The organism is Arthrobacter gandavensis (assembly GCF_015355785.1).
Lineage (GTDB): Bacteria > Actinomycetota > Actinomycetes > Actinomycetales > Micrococcaceae > Arthrobacter_B > Arthrobacter_B gandavensis_A.
On the sequence record NZ_JADKYW010000003.1, the window covers coordinates 734,227 to 749,686 of the forward strand.

Sequence of the window (15,460 nt, forward strand, 5' to 3'; positions counted from 1 at the left end):
GGCTCGGTCAGCGAGCTGCGTTGGCGAGCTCGGCAGCCTTGTCGGCGCCGTTGTCCATGGTGGTTGCGAGGGTAACCAGCGGGTGGTTGGCCTCGGCCAGGATGCGGCGGCCTTCCTCCACGTTGTTGCCGTCCAGACGGACGACCAGCGGCTTGTTGGCCTCGTCGCCGAGGATCTCCAGGGCCTTGACGATGCCGTTGGCAACGGCGTCACAGGCGGTGATTCCACCGAAGACGTTCACGAAGACGGACTTGACCTGCTCATCGTTGAGGATGACGTCCAGGCCTGCGGCCATGACGGATGCGGAGGCTCCGCCGCCGATGTCCAGGAAGTTGGCGGGCTTCACGTTGCCGTGCTTTTCGCCTGCGTAGGCAACGACGTCGAGCGTGGACATGACCAGACCGGCACCGTTGCCGATGATTCCAACTTGGCCGTCGAGCTTGACGTAGTTGAGGTCATTGGCCTTGGCCTTGGCTTCCAGCGGGTCCGCTGCGTCCTTGTCTTCCAGCTCGGCGTGGCCGGGCTGGCGGAAGTCAGCGTTCTCGTCGAGGGAGACCTTGCCGTCCAGGGCAACGATGTCCCCTGCGCCGGTCTTGACCAGCGGGTTGACCTCCACGAGGGTGGCGTCTTCCTTGGTGAAGACGTCCCAGAGCTTCAGGATGGCGTTCACGACGCCTTCGCGCAGTTCCGGAGCGAAGCCGGCTGCGTCAACGATTTCTTCGGCCTTGGCCTGATCGATGCCGACTGCCGGATCGACGGCGACGCGGGCGAGGGCGTCGGGGCGCTCCACGGCGAGCTGCTCGATTTCCATGCCGCCTTCAACCGAGCACATGGCCAGGTAGTTGCGGTTGGCGCGGTCCAGCAGGACCGAGAAGTAGAACTCTTCGGCGATGTCCGCACCCTGGGCGATCATGACCTTCTTGACCGTGTGGCCCTTGATGTCCATCCCGAGGATGTTGCTGGCGTGCTCGAAAGCCTCATCAGCGGTCTTAGCCACCTTGACGCCGCCGGCCTTGCCGCGGCCGCCAACCTTTACCTGGGCCTTCACGACGACGACGCCGCCAATCTTTTCGGCTGCGGCTTTGGCTTCTTCAGGAGTGTGCGCCACGATTCCGGCGAGCACGGGTACTCCGTGCGCCTCAAACAGATCGCGCGCCTGATATTCAAACAGGTCCACGGGCTAGTGTCCTTCTACGTCGAAGTAGGTTTACATATTGATCAGCTGATCAAGAAGCAGATGCATCGAGCCGGGCTGCCCCAATGGCACTTTAGTCCCTTGGCGCCGGGGGCCCACCACAGACTACCGCTTTAGTGACAAAGGGCACAGTTCGACGGCTTGTAGAAGAACCGGCCTTTCCGCTATGGGGCTGAGGCTGTGTTATGACTCCTTGGTCAGCGGCGCGTAACGCAGCAGCAGCCGCTTCTCACCGACGTCGAACTTCACCTTCGCCACGGTCTTGTCCCCGGAACCTTCCACGGCCAGCACCTGGCCGTGGCCGAAGGACGTGTGGTTGACCTTGTCCCCCACAGCAACCGAAATGACTTCCTTCTGCGGCTGGACGCGGCCCATGGCCTTGGAGACGGGGGCAGCGGCGATGCTTCCGCCGGTGGAGGAGGCTGACCCCGCACCCCAGTGCGAGCCGCTGTAACGGCTGGAGGTGATGCTTCCGCCCCCGCCCCAGGCAGGCCGGTCCATGCCCTCGCGCTTCCATTCGATAAGTTCCGAGGGCACCTCCCCCACGAACTGGCTGGCGGGGTTGTACTGGCTCTGGCCCCACATGCTGCGAACCTCGGAGCGGGTGAGGTAGAGCCGCTGGCGGGCGCGGGTCAGGCCAACGTAGGCCAGGCGGCGTTCCTCTGCCAGTTCAGCCGGGTCCGTAGCCGAACGCTGGTGCGGGAAGATCCCCTGTTCCATGCCGGTCAGGAACACGACCGGGAATTCGAGGCCCTTGGCGGTGTGCAGGGTCATGAGGGTCACCACGCCCTGGCGGCGGGATTCCTCGACGGCGGCGGCCACTTCTTCGGCGGAGCCCTCCGGTGCGTCCGGAATCTGGTCCGCGTCCGCCACCAGGGAGACCTGCTCCAAGAACTGTTCCAGGGTTCCTTCCGGATTGTCGCGCTCGAATTCACGGACGACGGCCACCAGTTCGGCCAGGTTCTCCACCCGGGATTCGTCCTGCGGGTCGGTGCTGGAGCGCAGCTGCGCCAGGTAGCCGGTCTGTTCCAGCACCGCTTCCAGGGCCGCTGAGGCACCGGAGCCGGAGGCCACTTCGGCCAGGTCATCGATGAGTTTCACGAATCCGTTGACCGCGTTCAGTGAGCGGGTGGCCAGGCCGGGGGCGTCTTCGGCCCGGCGCAGCGCAGCCATGAAGCTCATCCGCTCGCGTTCCGCGAGCGCCGCCACGGAGTACTCGGCCCGGTCGCCGATGCCCCGCTTGGGTTCGTTCAGGATCCGCCGCAGGTTCACGACGTCGTCCTGGTTCACCAGCACGCGCAGGTACGCCAGGGCATCCTTGATTTCCTTGCGCTCGTAGAACCGGGTGCCGCCAACCACCTTGTACGGCAGGCCCACGCGCACCAGCACGTCCTCGAGCGAGCGGGACTGGGCGTTGGTGCGGTAGAAGATGGCGACGTCGCCGGGCCGCAGGTCCTCTTCGTCCTGCAGCCGGTCGATTTCCTCGGCGATGAAGCGTGCTTCCTCGTGTTCGTTCTCCCCGACGTAGCCGACGATCTTCGCGCCGTCGCCCTCCGCCGTCCAGAGTTTTTTCTCCGGCCGGTTGGGGTTGCGTGAAATCACCGCATTGGCTGCGGAGAGGATGGTCTGCGTGGACCGGTAGTTCTGTTCCAGCAGGATGGTGCGCGCGGACGGATAGTCCTTCTCGAAGTCCACGATGTTGCGGACGTCCGCGCCGCGGAAGGCATAGATGGACTGGTCGGAGTCGCCCACCACTGTCAGTTCGGCGGGCGGAATATCCAGGTGGCCTTCGCCTTCGACGCCCACGAGCTCGCGGACCAGGGCGTACTGGGCGTGGTTGGTGTCCTGGTACTCGTCCACGAGGATGTGCCGGAACCGGCGCCGGTAATATTCGGCCACACCCGGGAAGGCGCGGAACATGAAGACCGTCTGGGCAATGAGGTCATCGAAGTCCAGGGCGTTGGCCTGGCGCATCCGCTGGGTGTACCCGGTGTAGACCTGGGCCACGGCCTGCTCGAACGGATCCGAATAGTTGGCACTGGAGGCGTAGGACTCATCGTCGATGAGTTCGTTCTTCAGGCCTGAAATCTTGTTGGCAATGGCCTTGGGTGCAAACCGCTTGGGATCAAGGTCCAACCCCTTGGCCACCAGCGTGATCAGGCGCAGGGTGTCCGCTGAGTCATAGATGGAGAAGTTCGAATTCATCCCCACCGCCTTGGCTTCCCGGCGCAGGATCCGCACGCAGGAGGAGTGGAAGGTGGAGATCCACATGGTCTTGGCTACCCCGCCTACGAGGGACTCGATGCGTTCCCGCATCTCCGCAGCTGCCTTGTTGGTAAAGGTGATGGCCAGGATCTGCCCGGGGTTGGAGCGGCCCGTGGCCAGCAGGTACGCAATCCGGTGGCTAAGCACGCGGGTCTTGCCCGAGCCGGCGCCGGCGACGATCAGCAGCGGGGATCCGGCGTGCTTGACTGCCTCTTCCTGCTGCGGGTTCAATCCGCGCAGCAGGTCCGCCGCGCGGGCTTCATCCACGCGCCCGGAACCGCCGCGGTGCTGCCCGGCAGCCGCTGGGGTGTCCGCGCCCGGCTTCCGCGCGGAGTCTTCCGCGGCCGTGGCAGCATCCGCGTCAGCGGAGGCCTTGGTCTTGGCGGGCGTGGAAAAGTACGGATCAAAGAGATAGTCCATGGTGGTTTTAAGTCTAGGTGCTGGCCCCGACATTTGCCCGGACGCCGTTTCCGTCCCGGACGCCCGGGCCCGCTAGCTCGTTGAGAGCCGGTGCTGGATCTCCTTCACCGCCGCCGCGGGACCGGCAATGTGCCAGCGGAATCCGTTGACTTCCAGGACCGCCGTCGTTCCTCCGGCCGCTTCAACGATTGCTTTGCCCGGCAGCCAGTCCCACTCCGGGCAGCTGTGCTGGAACCAGGCACCCAGCCGGCCGGAGGCAACCGAGCCAAGGTCACAGGAACCGCTCCCCAGCATCCGCAGGGTTGCCGTGCCGGCGGCCGCCCTGGTCCAGGGTCCGGCAACGTCATCGCGCCGCAGCCAGGTGGGGTGCAGGTACGTGCCGGCGCTCAGCCGGTCCAGGGCAGCGTCTTCCAGCGGCGCCAGTGCCTCGCCGTTCAGCGTGGCTGGATGTCCGGGGCCGCCGAGCCACAGCTGGTCCTCCTGCGGCTGGAAGACGGCACCAAGCAGCACCGCGGGGTCCTGGCCGACCGTTTCCGGGGACGGCTCGGTGCGCAGCGCCAGGGCGGAGCACCAGTAGGTGGAACCGGAGAGGAAGTTGTACGTGCCGTCCACCGGGTCGATCACCCAGGTGCGGCCGGAGGTTCCCTCGTGACTGGCGCCTTCTTCACCCAGGATCCCGTCCTCGGGGCGAAGCCTGCGGAGGGTTTCAAGGACCAGCTTTTCCGCCGCGTGGTCCGCTGCGGTCACGACGTCGGAGACAGAGGTTTTTTGTTTGCCCGTCAGCCCTTCGCTGCGCATGGCCAGGGCCAGGGCGCCGGCCTCCCGGACCAGGGACCCGGCTAGGGCCAAATCTTCTGCAGTGGCATTCGCGCTCATGCGCCTTAGCCTAAACCGTTCCTCCCCCGCCGTCCTCCGCGGATGCCGGCGGCGCCCTCCGCCATACTGGAGGCATGGCTAAAACTCCCGCACAGCGCGCCGCCAAGCACGGCGGCAGGGCACAGCTCCCGGCAGGGCAGCAGGTCCCCGCCAATCCAACAACGCAGCGGACGCCGCAGCAGGCCAAGACCAACGCCAATTTGGTCGTGATTGCCGCGGCGGCCACCGCACTGTTCATGTTTTGGTACTACCACTTGCTTGTCCTGAACCAGATGACCCAGCTTTCGGGCGGACTGGCCATGCCGGACTCGCTGATCGGCGGGTACAGCATGCAGTACCTGGCCGCCCTGCGCTCGGCAATGGATGCCGATGCGCTGGGCCAGCTCAGCTACGTCCACAAGACGGCAGGTACCCTTTTTCCCCTGATTTTCGGATTCGCATGGCTGCTGATCATTGGGCTCAACACCCGGCGCCGTTCGCTGCGCTGGATATTGTGGGCCGCGCCGATCCTCTTTGTCATTGCGGATCTCTGGGAAAACGTCGTCATTGACGGCGTTCTGGGGTCTGCTGAGCTGGCGTCAGGAGACGCTGCCCTGGCCAGCGTCCTGACGGTCGCTCGCTGGGTCCTCCTCGGTCTCAGCCTGGTGGCGTCCGTGCTTGCCGTCTTTAGTTCCCGGACGGCTCGGCCACCAGAACTTGTCGCCGAGGACAAAGACTAGGGCCGGCACGATCACGGTCCGGACAATTAGGGTGTCGAACAGGACACCGATTGCCACGGTGAGGCCCACCTGGGCCAGCGTGACCAGCGGCAGGACGCCAAGGACCACGAACACTGCAGCCAACAGGATGCCGGCGCTGGTGATGACGCCGCCGGTGGACCGGAGCGCGGCCAGCATGCCCTTCCTGGTTCCCATAGTGGCGGCGTTCTCCCTGGCCCGGGTGACCAGGAAGATGTTGTAGTCGACGCCCAACGCCACCAGGAACAGGAAGCTGTACAGCAGGGTCAGCGTGTCAAGGGCCGGGAAGCCCAGGACGTTGACGAAGAGCAGCCAGCTGATGCCGCTGGCGGCGAAGAAGGTCAGCAGCACCGAGGCCACCAGCAAGACCGGTGCAATCAGGGACCGCAGCAGGGCGACGAGCACGAGGAACACCAGCAGGATCACCAGGGAGACCACCAGCGTCACGTCGTGCGTGTTCGCGTCCAGCTGGTCAACCCGCTCTGCCGCCTCGCCGCCTACCAGGGCGCCGTAGTCCGGGTTTTCGGCGAGGTCCGAGCGGAGGTCACGGATGAAGGTGTTGGCCTCGTCGGTCCCGGCTTCGAAGGTTGTGATCAGGTCAATCCGGGTCAAGCCGTCATGCTCGCTGCCGACGGTGGCGTTGTCCACGCCGTCCACGCTGCCCAGCTCCTCGACTGCAGCTTCCGCTTCATCCGAGTTCACCAGCACGATCACAGGGAAGGTGGAACCGGCCGCGAAGCCCTCTTCGAGGGTCTCTGCAGCAGTTACGGCTTCCGGCTTATCCGTGAACTGCTCGTTTTCGCTCAGCCCGATCTTGGCGGTGAAGAGGGCACTGGCCATCAGCAGGAGAACGACGACGGCGATGCCCGCGATCGTCTTCGGCTTGCGGGCGGTCGCGTCGCCCAGCCTGCCCCAGAACTTACCTTCGCGTGCCGGGTCCCCAACCTTGGGGACGAAGGGCCAGAAGAGCTTGCGGCCCAGCAGCACCAGCGCCACGGGGAGCAGGAAAAGTGCGCTGAGGATGGCAAACACAATGCCTAGTGCGGCAGAGAAGCCCAGCCCGCGGTAGCTCATGGTGTCGGTAAAGAGCAGGGTCAGCAGTGCCAGGATGACGGTGCCTCCGGAGGCGATGATCGCTTCCCGGGTGCGGCTCAGCGCCTTGCCCATGGCTGCGTAGACGCTCTCATGGATGCGAAGCTCTTCGCGGTAGCGGGCAATCAGGAGCAACGCGTAGTTCGTTGCGGCACCGAACACCAGGACACTTGTGATGCCGACCGCGGAGGGGTCAACCTCGATCCCCACGATTGGCGCGATCACGTCCACCATGCGCAGGGAGAGCTGTTCGATGGTTCCCACAATCGCCAGGGGGACAATCCACAGCCACGGAGAGCGGTAGGTAATGATCAGCAGCAGCGCCACCACTGAAGCGGTAACTGCAAGAAGTGTGAAATTCGCGCCGGCGAACACCCCGGCAAGGTCGGCGGTGAATGCAGCGCCGCCGGTCAGCTCTGCCTTGGTGCCTGCGGGTGCTGCATTACTGACTGCCTCACGCAGGGCTGCGACTTCCTCGCCAACGGCGTCGCCGTCGTCACTCGCTGCCTGCAGCGTGACCGGAATGAGGGCTACGACGCCGTTCTCGGACACCAGCGGCGGGGCCTGGGCAGGCGGAGCCTCGACGCCGGCGTCCGTCGCCGCCGCACTGATGTCCGCAATGCCGGCAATGTCAGCTTCACTCAGCTCGGAGCCGTCTTCCCGGGAAATGACAATCAGGGCAGTGGACTGCTGGGCATCGGGAAATTCCTTGAGCAGTTCCTGCACCTGGGTGACCTGGTACTTGTCACTGAGCTGCCCCACGGTCGAGGATTCGTTCTCGGGGACGGGTATGGCGAACAGCCCCACGATCACTACCAGGCCAAGGAACAGCGTGACCAGCGCCGCCTTGGCCGATTTAACTATCTTCGCGCTCATGGGGGGAGACTCCAGGGTTGTAGGTATTGTGATCAAGTAACTAGGGAACAAAGTATCTCTTATTTAGAGATACTTCAACGTGAAGCTACTATGTGGGAGTGGAGATGAACGCGCTGCGACGGCAGATCGTAGAGTCTGTCCGGGGAATGGGACTCGACGGGCAGCTGGTTGCCGACGCCTTCGCCCAGAAGCACGGCCTGAATCCCACCGACATGCGTGCACTCACCCTGGTCATGGAGGCTGAAACGCGTGGCGTGCCGCTTACCGCGGGCCAGCTGAGCACATTATTGGGGACCTCCACCGGGGCCACCACCGCCGTCATTGACCGGCTTGAGCAGATTGGCCATATTCACCGCGCACGCTCCGAAGCGGACCGCCGCAAAGTCACCCTGCACTTTGAGCCCCTCGCCCGCGAGCTGGCCGGCGCCTACTTCGGGCCGCTGGGTGCGCTGACCACGGAGGTCATGGACCAGTACACGGAAGCTGAGCTCGAAACCGTCCACGGCTTCCTGGCCGGAATGCGCCAGGCCTACAACATCTACCTGCAGCGGCTGGAGGAACCTGCCGAACAGCAGACCTCCCCGGCGCCGGAGGCAAAGCCGCAGCAGCGCGTCCCCGCAGGCCGCGCGGCACCAGCGGCCGAAAACGGGTAAGCTGTTTATCGCTGCCGGACGCCGGCGGCGACGCCTCCGTAGCTCAGTAGGATAGAGCGGCCCTCTCCTAAAGGGCAGGTCGTCGGTTCGATTCCGGCCGGGGGCACTTTTTTGTATCCGGGCAGCGGCTATTTGACGGCGCCGGCAGTCAGCCCACCGATGAGCCGCTTCTCAATTACGGCGAACAGGATGATTACCGGAACAATCGCGACGATCGAGATCCCGAAGACGTACTGCCAGCTCGTGGAGTACTGCCCAATGAACTTTGTCAGCGCCACTGAAAGCGGCTGGTTTTCCGCCGTGGACATGATGACCAGGCTGGCAGCGAATTCGTTCCAGGCGGAGACGAAGGTAAAGATCACTGCGGTGACAATGCCCGGCCAAACCAGCGGCAGATTCACAGTGAACAGCACACGCAGCCGGCCGGCGCCGTCAATCTGGGCGGCCTCATCGATTTCCCTGGGGATGCCGGCGAAGAAACTGTGCATGATCCACAGCGCAAAGGACAGGTTGAAGGCAGCGTTGATCAGGATCATGGCGAGCCACGTGTCGTTCAGGTCCAGCCAGAGCATCTGGCGGAACAGGCCCGCGGTCAGGACCGCAGGCTGCAGCATCTGCGTGACGATTACAAGGAAGAGGAAGATCATTCGTCCCGGGAACCGGAAGCGGGCCGTGTAGTACGCCGCGGGTGTGGCAACCAGGAGCACAAGGACCGTTGAACACACCGCAATGATGACCGTTGACATCAGGTTGAAGGGCAGCGGTGTTTCCGGCGTGTCCCACATGGTGGCGTAGTTGCCGAACTGCAGGCCGTCCTGCGGCAGGTAGGCCGGCGGAACAGCCAGGATCTCGGACCGGGTTTTCAGCGATCCCACGGCCATGATCAGGTACGGGGTGAGAAAAGTCAGGGCAATGACGGCTCCCACGGCCGAACGTATTGCCATCCTGCGGCTGCTGGACCCGTCGGACCGCCGCTTCGCAGCACGTCCTCCGGGCAGCTGCAGCGGAGCCGGGACCTTGACCGGGGCGGGGGCGGTTGCGGCCATCTCAGACTTCCTTCATGGGCTTGACGATTTTGACGTAGGCAGCGACGATCACCAGCACCACGGCGAAGTTAACCACGCTGAGGGCGCTGGCAATTTCCAGCCGCCGCTCGAACTGGAGCACCTTGAAGATGTAGGTCATCAGGGTGTCTGCGTTGTAGCCCGGTATGGAACCCGTCATGATCCGCAGGATCGGCAGGTTGTTGAAGACATTGATGATGTTGATGAGCACGGAAACAGCCAGGGCGCCGCGCAACTGGGGAAGGACGACGCCGAAGAAGGTGCGGACCGGCCCGGCGCCGTCCATCTTGGCGGCTTCGAGCGTGTCCCCGGGGATGGCCTGGAATCCGGCGAGCAATGTGTAGGTGGTGAAAGGCAGGGATACAAAAACACCAATGAGGATCGCTGCCGCCAGCGCCGAAGCCACGTTCTTGGTGAAGCCGTACGGGGAGTCCATCAGTCCGACGTCCACCATGAACTTGTTGATGATGCCGTAGTCCCGATCCAGTCCGTAGTAGAAAACGGTGGTGGTCATGACAACGCTGGCGGCCCACGGCACAACCACCGCCATCCGCACCAGCGTGCGTCCCGGGAAGGGCTTGTTCAGGAAGTTTGCGAGCGCCAGGGAGAGCAGCACTGTCAGGGTCACCACCACAACCACCCAGACGAGCGTGTTCAGCAGGATCCGGGGCAGGTTGGGGTCCGCGAACACCGTCGCGAAGTTCGCAAGGCCAACACCTTCGACGTTGGTTCCGGCCTGGCTGATCCGCCGGGTGGAGCTATAGACCATGTAGCCGGCGGGGAAAATCACAACGCCGAAGATCAAAAGGAGCACCGGCCCAATCCAGGGCAGGGCGGCCAGGGTCTCACGTGCCTTGCGTGGTTTCTTGAAGGTGGCCGTCCGCGGCCGGGTCAGTGTAGTCATGTGCTGGTCCCGTTCTTGGGCTGAGGGGCCGGCTCCCTGCGCAGGAAGCCGGCCCCGGGTGAGGCTGCTTCTAGGAGGCGTCAGCCTTGGACTGGATCTGTCCAAGCACCCCTGCTGCGTCCTGGTCCTCCAGCTGGCCCATCAGTGACTTGAACGCGCCGTCCGTAGCGTTCCATGCCGGGTTGGTGGTCGGATAGAAGTTGGCGCTGGGCAGCATCTCAAGGAAGGGCTTGAGCGTCTCGTCGGAGCCCATGGATTCGGAGCCGCTCTTCGTGGTGGGCAGGAACCCTTCGGTCTGGACCCAGTTGACGTACTGGTCTTCGGCGAAGAAGAAGTCCATGAACTTGGTAACGGCTTCGGCCTTGTCGCCGTCGTTCTTGAAGGCCATGAGGCGGTCCGCCACGCCCAGGGTGGAGGGTTCACCGGTGTTCGTGGGAACGGCTGCCACACCGTAGTTCAGCTCCGGGTTGGCTTCCTCGATCTGGCCGACGGTCTGCGGCAGGGCGTAGACCATGCCGATCTGGCCCTGGGCAAAGACGTTGAGCATCGGAGTGCGCTGAGTTGCACCGGGGTCAGGCTGGGTGAGTCCATCGGTGATCATCTTCTTCATGAACTCCGCGGCCTCGACGTTTTCGGGGCTGTCCACCGTAATGGTGGACTCGTCGCCAAACCCTCCGCCGTTTCCGGCGAACCAGATGAGGCTCTCGCCCTGGGCTTCCTCGGAGCCGAGCGGCATGCCATAGCCGGGGGTTCCGGTTGCGGAGATCTTCTTGGCGGCGTCGTAGAGCTCGTCCCAGGTTTCCGGCGGCGCCTGGACGCCAGCTTCGTCAAAGAGGTCCTGGTTGTAGAACAGAGCACGCACCGACGCGATCAGCGGAAGCCCGTACTGGGTTCCGTCGAGGGCCTCGTTCTGGGCAAAGGATTCCTGGAAGTCGCCTATGGTCGCTTCCGAGGCAACTTCCTCCGCCGGGTACAGCAGTCCCTCTTCGGCGAACGCGGAGAAGGCGCCGCCGTTGTAGATATCGGGAGCCTCGCCGGCCTGGATCTTCGTCTGCAGGACGGACTCGATGTTCTCCCACGACTCCACCTGGAGAACGACGTCGATATCTTCGTTCGCTGCTTCGAAGTCTTTTATGACTCCTTCCCACAGCGCCTTGGTGCCGTCTGAGTAGGTGGGAACGAGCATATTCAGGGTCGTGGCGCCGTCTTGGCCGCCGCCGCCCCCGCCAAAGCCGCAGGAGGAGACCGCCAGGGAGCCGGCGGCTGCCACGGCGATCAAGCCCAGTGGGAGTTTTCGCTTCATTGAGTCCTCTTTCAAGTGATGGAACCGGCAGCGCACCCGGGTCGCCGCTGCGTGCGGGACCTTGGTTACCGTCGCGGATGATGCATTATGACAATTTTTGGCTGCTCCCAATCACAACTGAGCAGACGATTTCCACATAGTTTCCTGCGAAATGCGCGCAGTCAAGACCTATCGAAAAGATTCACAGGGCCGAAACATTGCGGCAGGCCGGCGACGGCGATCATCGCAAACCCGTTGCAGTGAGTCCGAGAATGTGATTATTTGTGATTGCTAAAGTCCTAAAAAGATCATTGATCACCATGAAGCATCCATACGTCCCTGCGTTGGGCGTATCTCAAGAGGAGCGCACCCGCATGTCTGAAACTGCACCCGTACCAACACCTGCCTCCGCCCTGCCCGGCCAGTGGATGCGCGAAGAGCTCGAGTCCCAGCCAGTCGTTTGGGAGCAGGCGGTCCGCCAGGCTGAATCCGAACAGCTGCTGCCGCGGTCCGGCGCCAGGGTAGCCGTTGTGGGCTGCGGCACCTCATGGTTCATGGCCCAGGCCTATGCCGCGGCACGCGAATCCGCGGGGCAGGGAAGAACGGATGCCTTTGCCGCGTCCGAAGCAGAAGCCGTTCTGCGGCGCGGATATGACGCGGTTATCGCGATAACCCGCTCGGGAACCACCAGCGAGATCATCGACCTGCTCACCAGGCTGCGGGAAACCGGAACTGACACGGTGCTCCTGCTCGGCGCGGAGGATACTCCCGCTGCCGGACTGGCGGATGCCGTCGCTGCTCTTCCCTACGCTGACGAAACCTCGGTAGTCCAGACGCGATTCGCCACGGCGGCGCTGTGCTACCTCTTGACTTCGCTCGGCGTGGACCTCTCCGGGGCAGTCGCTGACGCCCGCGAAGTGCTGGCGGAAACCGTTCCGGACGAACTGCTTGCTGCCGAGCAGTTCACGTTCCTTGGCCGCGGCTGGACCATTGGGCTGGCCCACGAGGCTGCGCTGAAGATGCGTGAAGCTGCCCAGGAATGGACCGAGTCTTACCCCGCAATGGAGTACCGCCATGGGCCCATCGCGATTGCGGCCGCCGGCCGGGTCACATGGCTGCTTGGCGATGAGCCCGCCGGGCTGAGCCAGGATGTGCACGCAGCCGGAGCCCGGTTCGAGGCATCCGGCCGCCACCCGCTGGCCGAGCTGGTACGGGTCCACCGCCTGGCGTTGGAACGCGCGCTGGCAGCCGGCCTTGATCCGGACAGCCCGCGCAACCTCACCCGTTCCGTGATCCTCGCTGGCTAGTTCCGCCGTGCACAGCGCAGCGCCGCCGGATGGGGAGGGACTCGTCCTGGCACTCGACGTCGGGGGAACTGACATCAAGGCGGCACTCCAGGATTCCGCCGGCACTTTCCACGGGCTGCGCCGGCTGCCGACGCCGCGGGACCGTAAACGGCCCGGGGATGCGATCGTCCAGGAGACGGCCCGCCTCCTGGGCGAATACCAGGCCCTGGCTGCCGGTGCCCCCATCCGCTCGATTGGCCTGGTTGTTCCCGGGCTGGTCGACGAAACGGCCGGTGTCGGCATTCTCTCGGCAAACCTTGGATGGCGGGATTATCCGTTCGTCGCGGAAGTCCGGAGCGCCACCAGGCTCCCTGTGGCCTTCGGCCACGATGTTGGCCTGGCCGGGGAAGCCGAAATGCGTCTCGGAGCCGGTCAGGGGCTGCATGATGCCGTGGTCATGATCATCGGCACCGGAATTGCCGGGGCCTTATTCAGCGACGGGCGCAGGGTTCGCGGCGGAGGATTCGCCGGCGAAATAGGGCATGCGCCCGTCCCCGGAGGACTTCCCTGCTCCTGCGGCGCCGTCGGCTGCCTGGAGACCGTAGCGTCAGCCGGTGCCATCGGCCGGCGCTGGGCCAGCCACACCGGGGCCGGCAGCGCCGGCGCCCGGGAGGTCCTTGCAGCTGCAGCCTCGGGAGACGCGGCCGCACGGCAAATCTGGGATGAGGCGGTCGAGGCCCTGGGCACAGTGATCAGCCAGGTGACCGCAGTCCTGGGAAGTGAGGCAGTGATCCTTGGCGGAGGCCTGTCCCAGGCCGGACCGGCGTTGCTGGACCCGCTCGCCGGGATTGTGGACAGCCGGCTCTCCTTCCATCGCCGGCCGAGGCTGCTCGTTTCCGCTTTGGGGCAGGACGCCGGACTCGCCGGTGCTGGAATGGCAGCCCGTGACATCCTGGCAGCGGCATGAACCGGTTGTCCGAGCGGAACCCCGGCACCGTGCTGACCGTGACGCCCAACCCAGCGCTGGATGAGACCTACCAGCTGCGCAAGCTGACTCCGGGAAGCACCCACCGTGTGCCGCCGCCACTGACCCGGGCTGGCGGGAAAGGGCTGAACAGTGCGCGGGTAGTGCACCAGGTGGGCTTTCCGGCCTTGGCGATTGCACCGTTGGGCGGCCCCGCCGGGGACTCCTGCCGAACCGAACTCGCTTCCGCCGGCGTCCCACACCGGCTGGTGGACGTCTCGGCTCCCACCCGGCGAAGCATGGCTTTTGTCGATGAAGAAAGCGGCCTGACCAGCATCTTCAATGAAACGGGCGTCCCGCTGCTCCCCGAAGAATGGGTGGACCTGCTCCGGGTCATTGAGCATGAGGTTCCGCAGGCAGCCTGCGTTGTGGGCACCGGAAGCCTGCCGCCGGACGCACCTGCCGATTTCTTCGCCGGGCTGGTACGTCTCAGCAGCGATGCCGGCCTGCCCTGCATCGTCGACACGTCCGGTCCTGCCTTGCTGGAGGCCGCCGCAGCCGGGGCCTTCCTGCTCAAGCCCAACCGGGAGGAACTGAGGGAGGCGACGCAGTGCGCGGATACGGCAACCGGGGCGGAGCTGCTCCTGGCCGCAGGTGCCCAGAACGTCCTTGTCAGCAGCGGTGCCGATGGCATGTGCCTCTTCAGTGCCGGTACTCCGGGCAGCTGCCTGGCCGCGACGCTGGGCCGTTCACTGCCGGGCAACCCAACCGGTGCCGGAGATGCCGCCGTCGCCGCTCTTGCCGTGCTGCTGGCCTCCGGTGAACGCGCTCCGGAGGAGCTGCTGCGCGCCGCCACTGCGTGGTCCGCGGCAGCCGTCCTGATGCCTGCGGCAGGTGAAATCTCGCCGCGTTACGCCGAGTTCGCCGCGCAGGTGCAGATCAATCACATCACCCGCGAAAAAACCCGCTTCCAGAAGGAAACCAGATGAGTCTCACTCCTACCCGCGCGCTGGTCCAGTCCGCTGCTGCGGCCGGCACCGGAATCGGCGCCTTCAACGTCCTTCACCTGGAGACAGCCGAGGCTATTGTCCAGGGCGCCGAGGCGGCCGGGCTCCCCGTCATCCTGCAGGTCTCCGAAAACTGCGCCGCGTATCACGGCGCCCTTGAACCCTTGGCCCGTGCCTGCCTCTCCGTCGCTGCCGGCGCCGCTGTCCCGGTTGCCCTTCATCTGGACCATGCAGAGGACGAGGACCTGGCGTACCAGGCCGTGGACCTGGGATTCGGGTCGGTCATGTTCGACGGCTCACGGCTGCCGTATGCCGAGAACGTTGCCGCCACGGCCCGCGTGGTCAAGCATGCCGAAGCCGCGGGAGTCTTCGTCGAGGCCGAGCTCGGTGAGATCGGCGGCAAGGACGGGGCGCACGCGCCGGGGGTGCGTACGGACCCGTTCGAAGCCGTGGACTTCGTCCTGGCAACCGGGGTCGGAGCCCTCGCCGTCGCCGTCGGATCCTCCCACGCCATGACCGAGCGCAGCGCTGCCCTGGACCTTGAACTGGTGGCTGAGCTGCGCCGCTCACTGGACGTTCCCCTCGTCCTGCACGGCTCCTCCGGAGTGAGCGACGAGATGCTGGTGCGCGCCATTCGGGCCGGAATGACTAAGATCAATGTTTCCACGCATTTGAACACCTTTTTTACCCATGCCGTCCGGCGGGCGCTCGAAGACAACCCCTCCCTCGTGGATTCACGGAAGTACATCCACGCCGGCAGGCAGGCGCTGTCCCCCGAAGCGGCGCGGCTGCTGGCACTTTTCGCGCTCCGCGGGGACTCCCCCGCCGGGGAAGACTAG

The 15,460-nt window shown here is 64.9% G+C and carries 12 protein-coding genes, 1 tRNA gene and 1 pseudogene; 7 read left to right on the plus strand and 7 right to left on the minus strand.

What is annotated here, in order from left to right; genetic code table 11:
* Nucleotides 1–7: 7 nt before the first annotated feature.
* The 3 genes from sucC to ITX31_RS04665 form a co-directional block, all read right to left on the minus strand.
* Complete coding sequence (gene sucC / locus ITX31_RS04655; protein ID WP_194782261.1) at nt 8–1,177, minus strand: ADP-forming succinate--CoA ligase subunit beta; 1,170 nt, start codon at nt 1,175–1,177, stop codon at nt 8–10.
* 201 nt (nt 1,178–1,378) lie between these two features.
* Complete coding sequence (pcrA, locus tag ITX31_RS04660; RefSeq protein WP_194782262.1) at nt 1,379–3,880, minus strand: DNA helicase PcrA; 2,502 nt, start codon at nt 3,878–3,880, stop codon at nt 1,379–1,381.
* A 72-nt stretch (nt 3,881–3,952) separates the two neighbouring features.
* Entirely contained in the window at nt 3,953–4,756 is an 804-nt protein-coding gene (locus ITX31_RS04665) for an inositol monophosphatase family protein (RefSeq protein WP_194782263.1), read from the minus strand.
* Nucleotides 4,757–4,830: 74 nt separating this feature from the next.
* Between ITX31_RS04665 and ITX31_RS04670 the strand changes: the two genes are divergently transcribed.
* Nucleotides 4,831–5,475: a hypothetical protein gene (locus ITX31_RS04670; protein WP_228528953.1), complete on the plus strand. Its 645-nt coding sequence runs from the start codon at nt 4,831–4,833 to the stop codon at nt 5,473–5,475.
* Between the two features lie 18 nt (nt 5,476–5,493).
* Here ITX31_RS04670 and ITX31_RS04675 read toward each other — a convergent pair.
* Nucleotides 5,494–7,461 (minus strand): annotated as a pseudogene (locus ITX31_RS04675) (MMPL family transporter); the annotation flags it as partial.
* Between the two features lie 104 nt (nt 7,462–7,565).
* Between ITX31_RS04675 and ITX31_RS04680 the strand changes: the two are divergent.
* Nucleotides 7,566–8,114, plus strand: coding sequence for a MarR family winged helix-turn-helix transcriptional regulator (locus ITX31_RS04680; protein WP_228529065.1), 549 nt, complete (start codon nt 7,566–7,568; stop codon nt 8,112–8,114).
* Between the two features lie 32 nt (nt 8,115–8,146).
* A tRNA-Arg gene (locus ITX31_RS04685) sits at nt 8,147–8,220 on the plus strand.
* 22 nt (nt 8,221–8,242) lie between these two features.
* Here the strand turns inward: ITX31_RS04685 and ITX31_RS04690 are convergent.
* The 3 genes from ITX31_RS04690 to ITX31_RS04700 form a co-directional block, all read right to left on the minus strand.
* Nucleotides 8,243–9,160 carry a carbohydrate ABC transporter permease gene (locus ITX31_RS04690; RefSeq protein ID WP_194782266.1) on the minus strand — a complete coding sequence of 306 codons (918 nt, stop codon included), beginning with the start codon at nt 9,158–9,160 and terminating at the stop codon, nt 8,243–8,245.
* A 1-nt stretch (nt 9,161) separates the two neighbouring features.
* A complete protein-coding gene (locus tag ITX31_RS04695) occupies nt 9,162–10,082 on the minus strand; it encodes a carbohydrate ABC transporter permease (RefSeq protein WP_194782267.1) in 921 nt (306 codons plus the stop codon).
* Between the two features lie 70 nt (nt 10,083–10,152).
* A complete protein-coding gene (locus ITX31_RS04700; protein WP_194782268.1) occupies nt 10,153–11,385 on the minus strand; it encodes an extracellular solute-binding protein in 1,233 nt (410 codons plus the stop codon).
* Nucleotides 11,386–11,738: 353 nt separating this feature from the next.
* Between ITX31_RS04700 and ITX31_RS04705 the strand changes: the two genes are divergently transcribed.
* The 4 genes from ITX31_RS04705 to ITX31_RS04720 are packed head-to-tail and all read left to right on the plus strand — an operon-like array spanning nt 11,739 to nt 15,460.
* Nucleotides 11,739–12,671 (plus strand): SIS domain-containing protein, encoded by a 933-nt coding sequence (locus tag ITX31_RS04705; protein ID WP_228528954.1) that lies wholly within the window; start codon nt 11,739–11,741, stop codon nt 12,669–12,671.
* 7 nt (nt 12,672–12,678) lie between these two features.
* On the plus strand, nt 12,679–13,617 hold the full coding sequence (locus ITX31_RS04710) for an ROK family protein (RefSeq protein ID WP_194782269.1): 939 nt from the start codon (nt 12,679–12,681) through the stop codon (nt 13,615–13,617).
* Nucleotides 13,614–14,603, plus strand: coding sequence for a 1-phosphofructokinase family hexose kinase (locus ITX31_RS04715; protein ID WP_194782270.1), 990 nt, complete (start codon nt 13,614–13,616; stop codon nt 14,601–14,603). The genes ITX31_RS04710 and ITX31_RS04715 overlap by 4 nt, the downstream gene beginning before the upstream one ends.
* Nucleotides 14,600–15,460 (plus strand): class II fructose-bisphosphate aldolase, encoded by an 861-nt coding sequence (locus tag ITX31_RS04720; RefSeq protein WP_194782271.1) that lies wholly within the window; start codon nt 14,600–14,602, stop codon nt 15,458–15,460. Before ITX31_RS04715 ends, ITX31_RS04720 begins: the two co-directional genes overlap by 4 nt.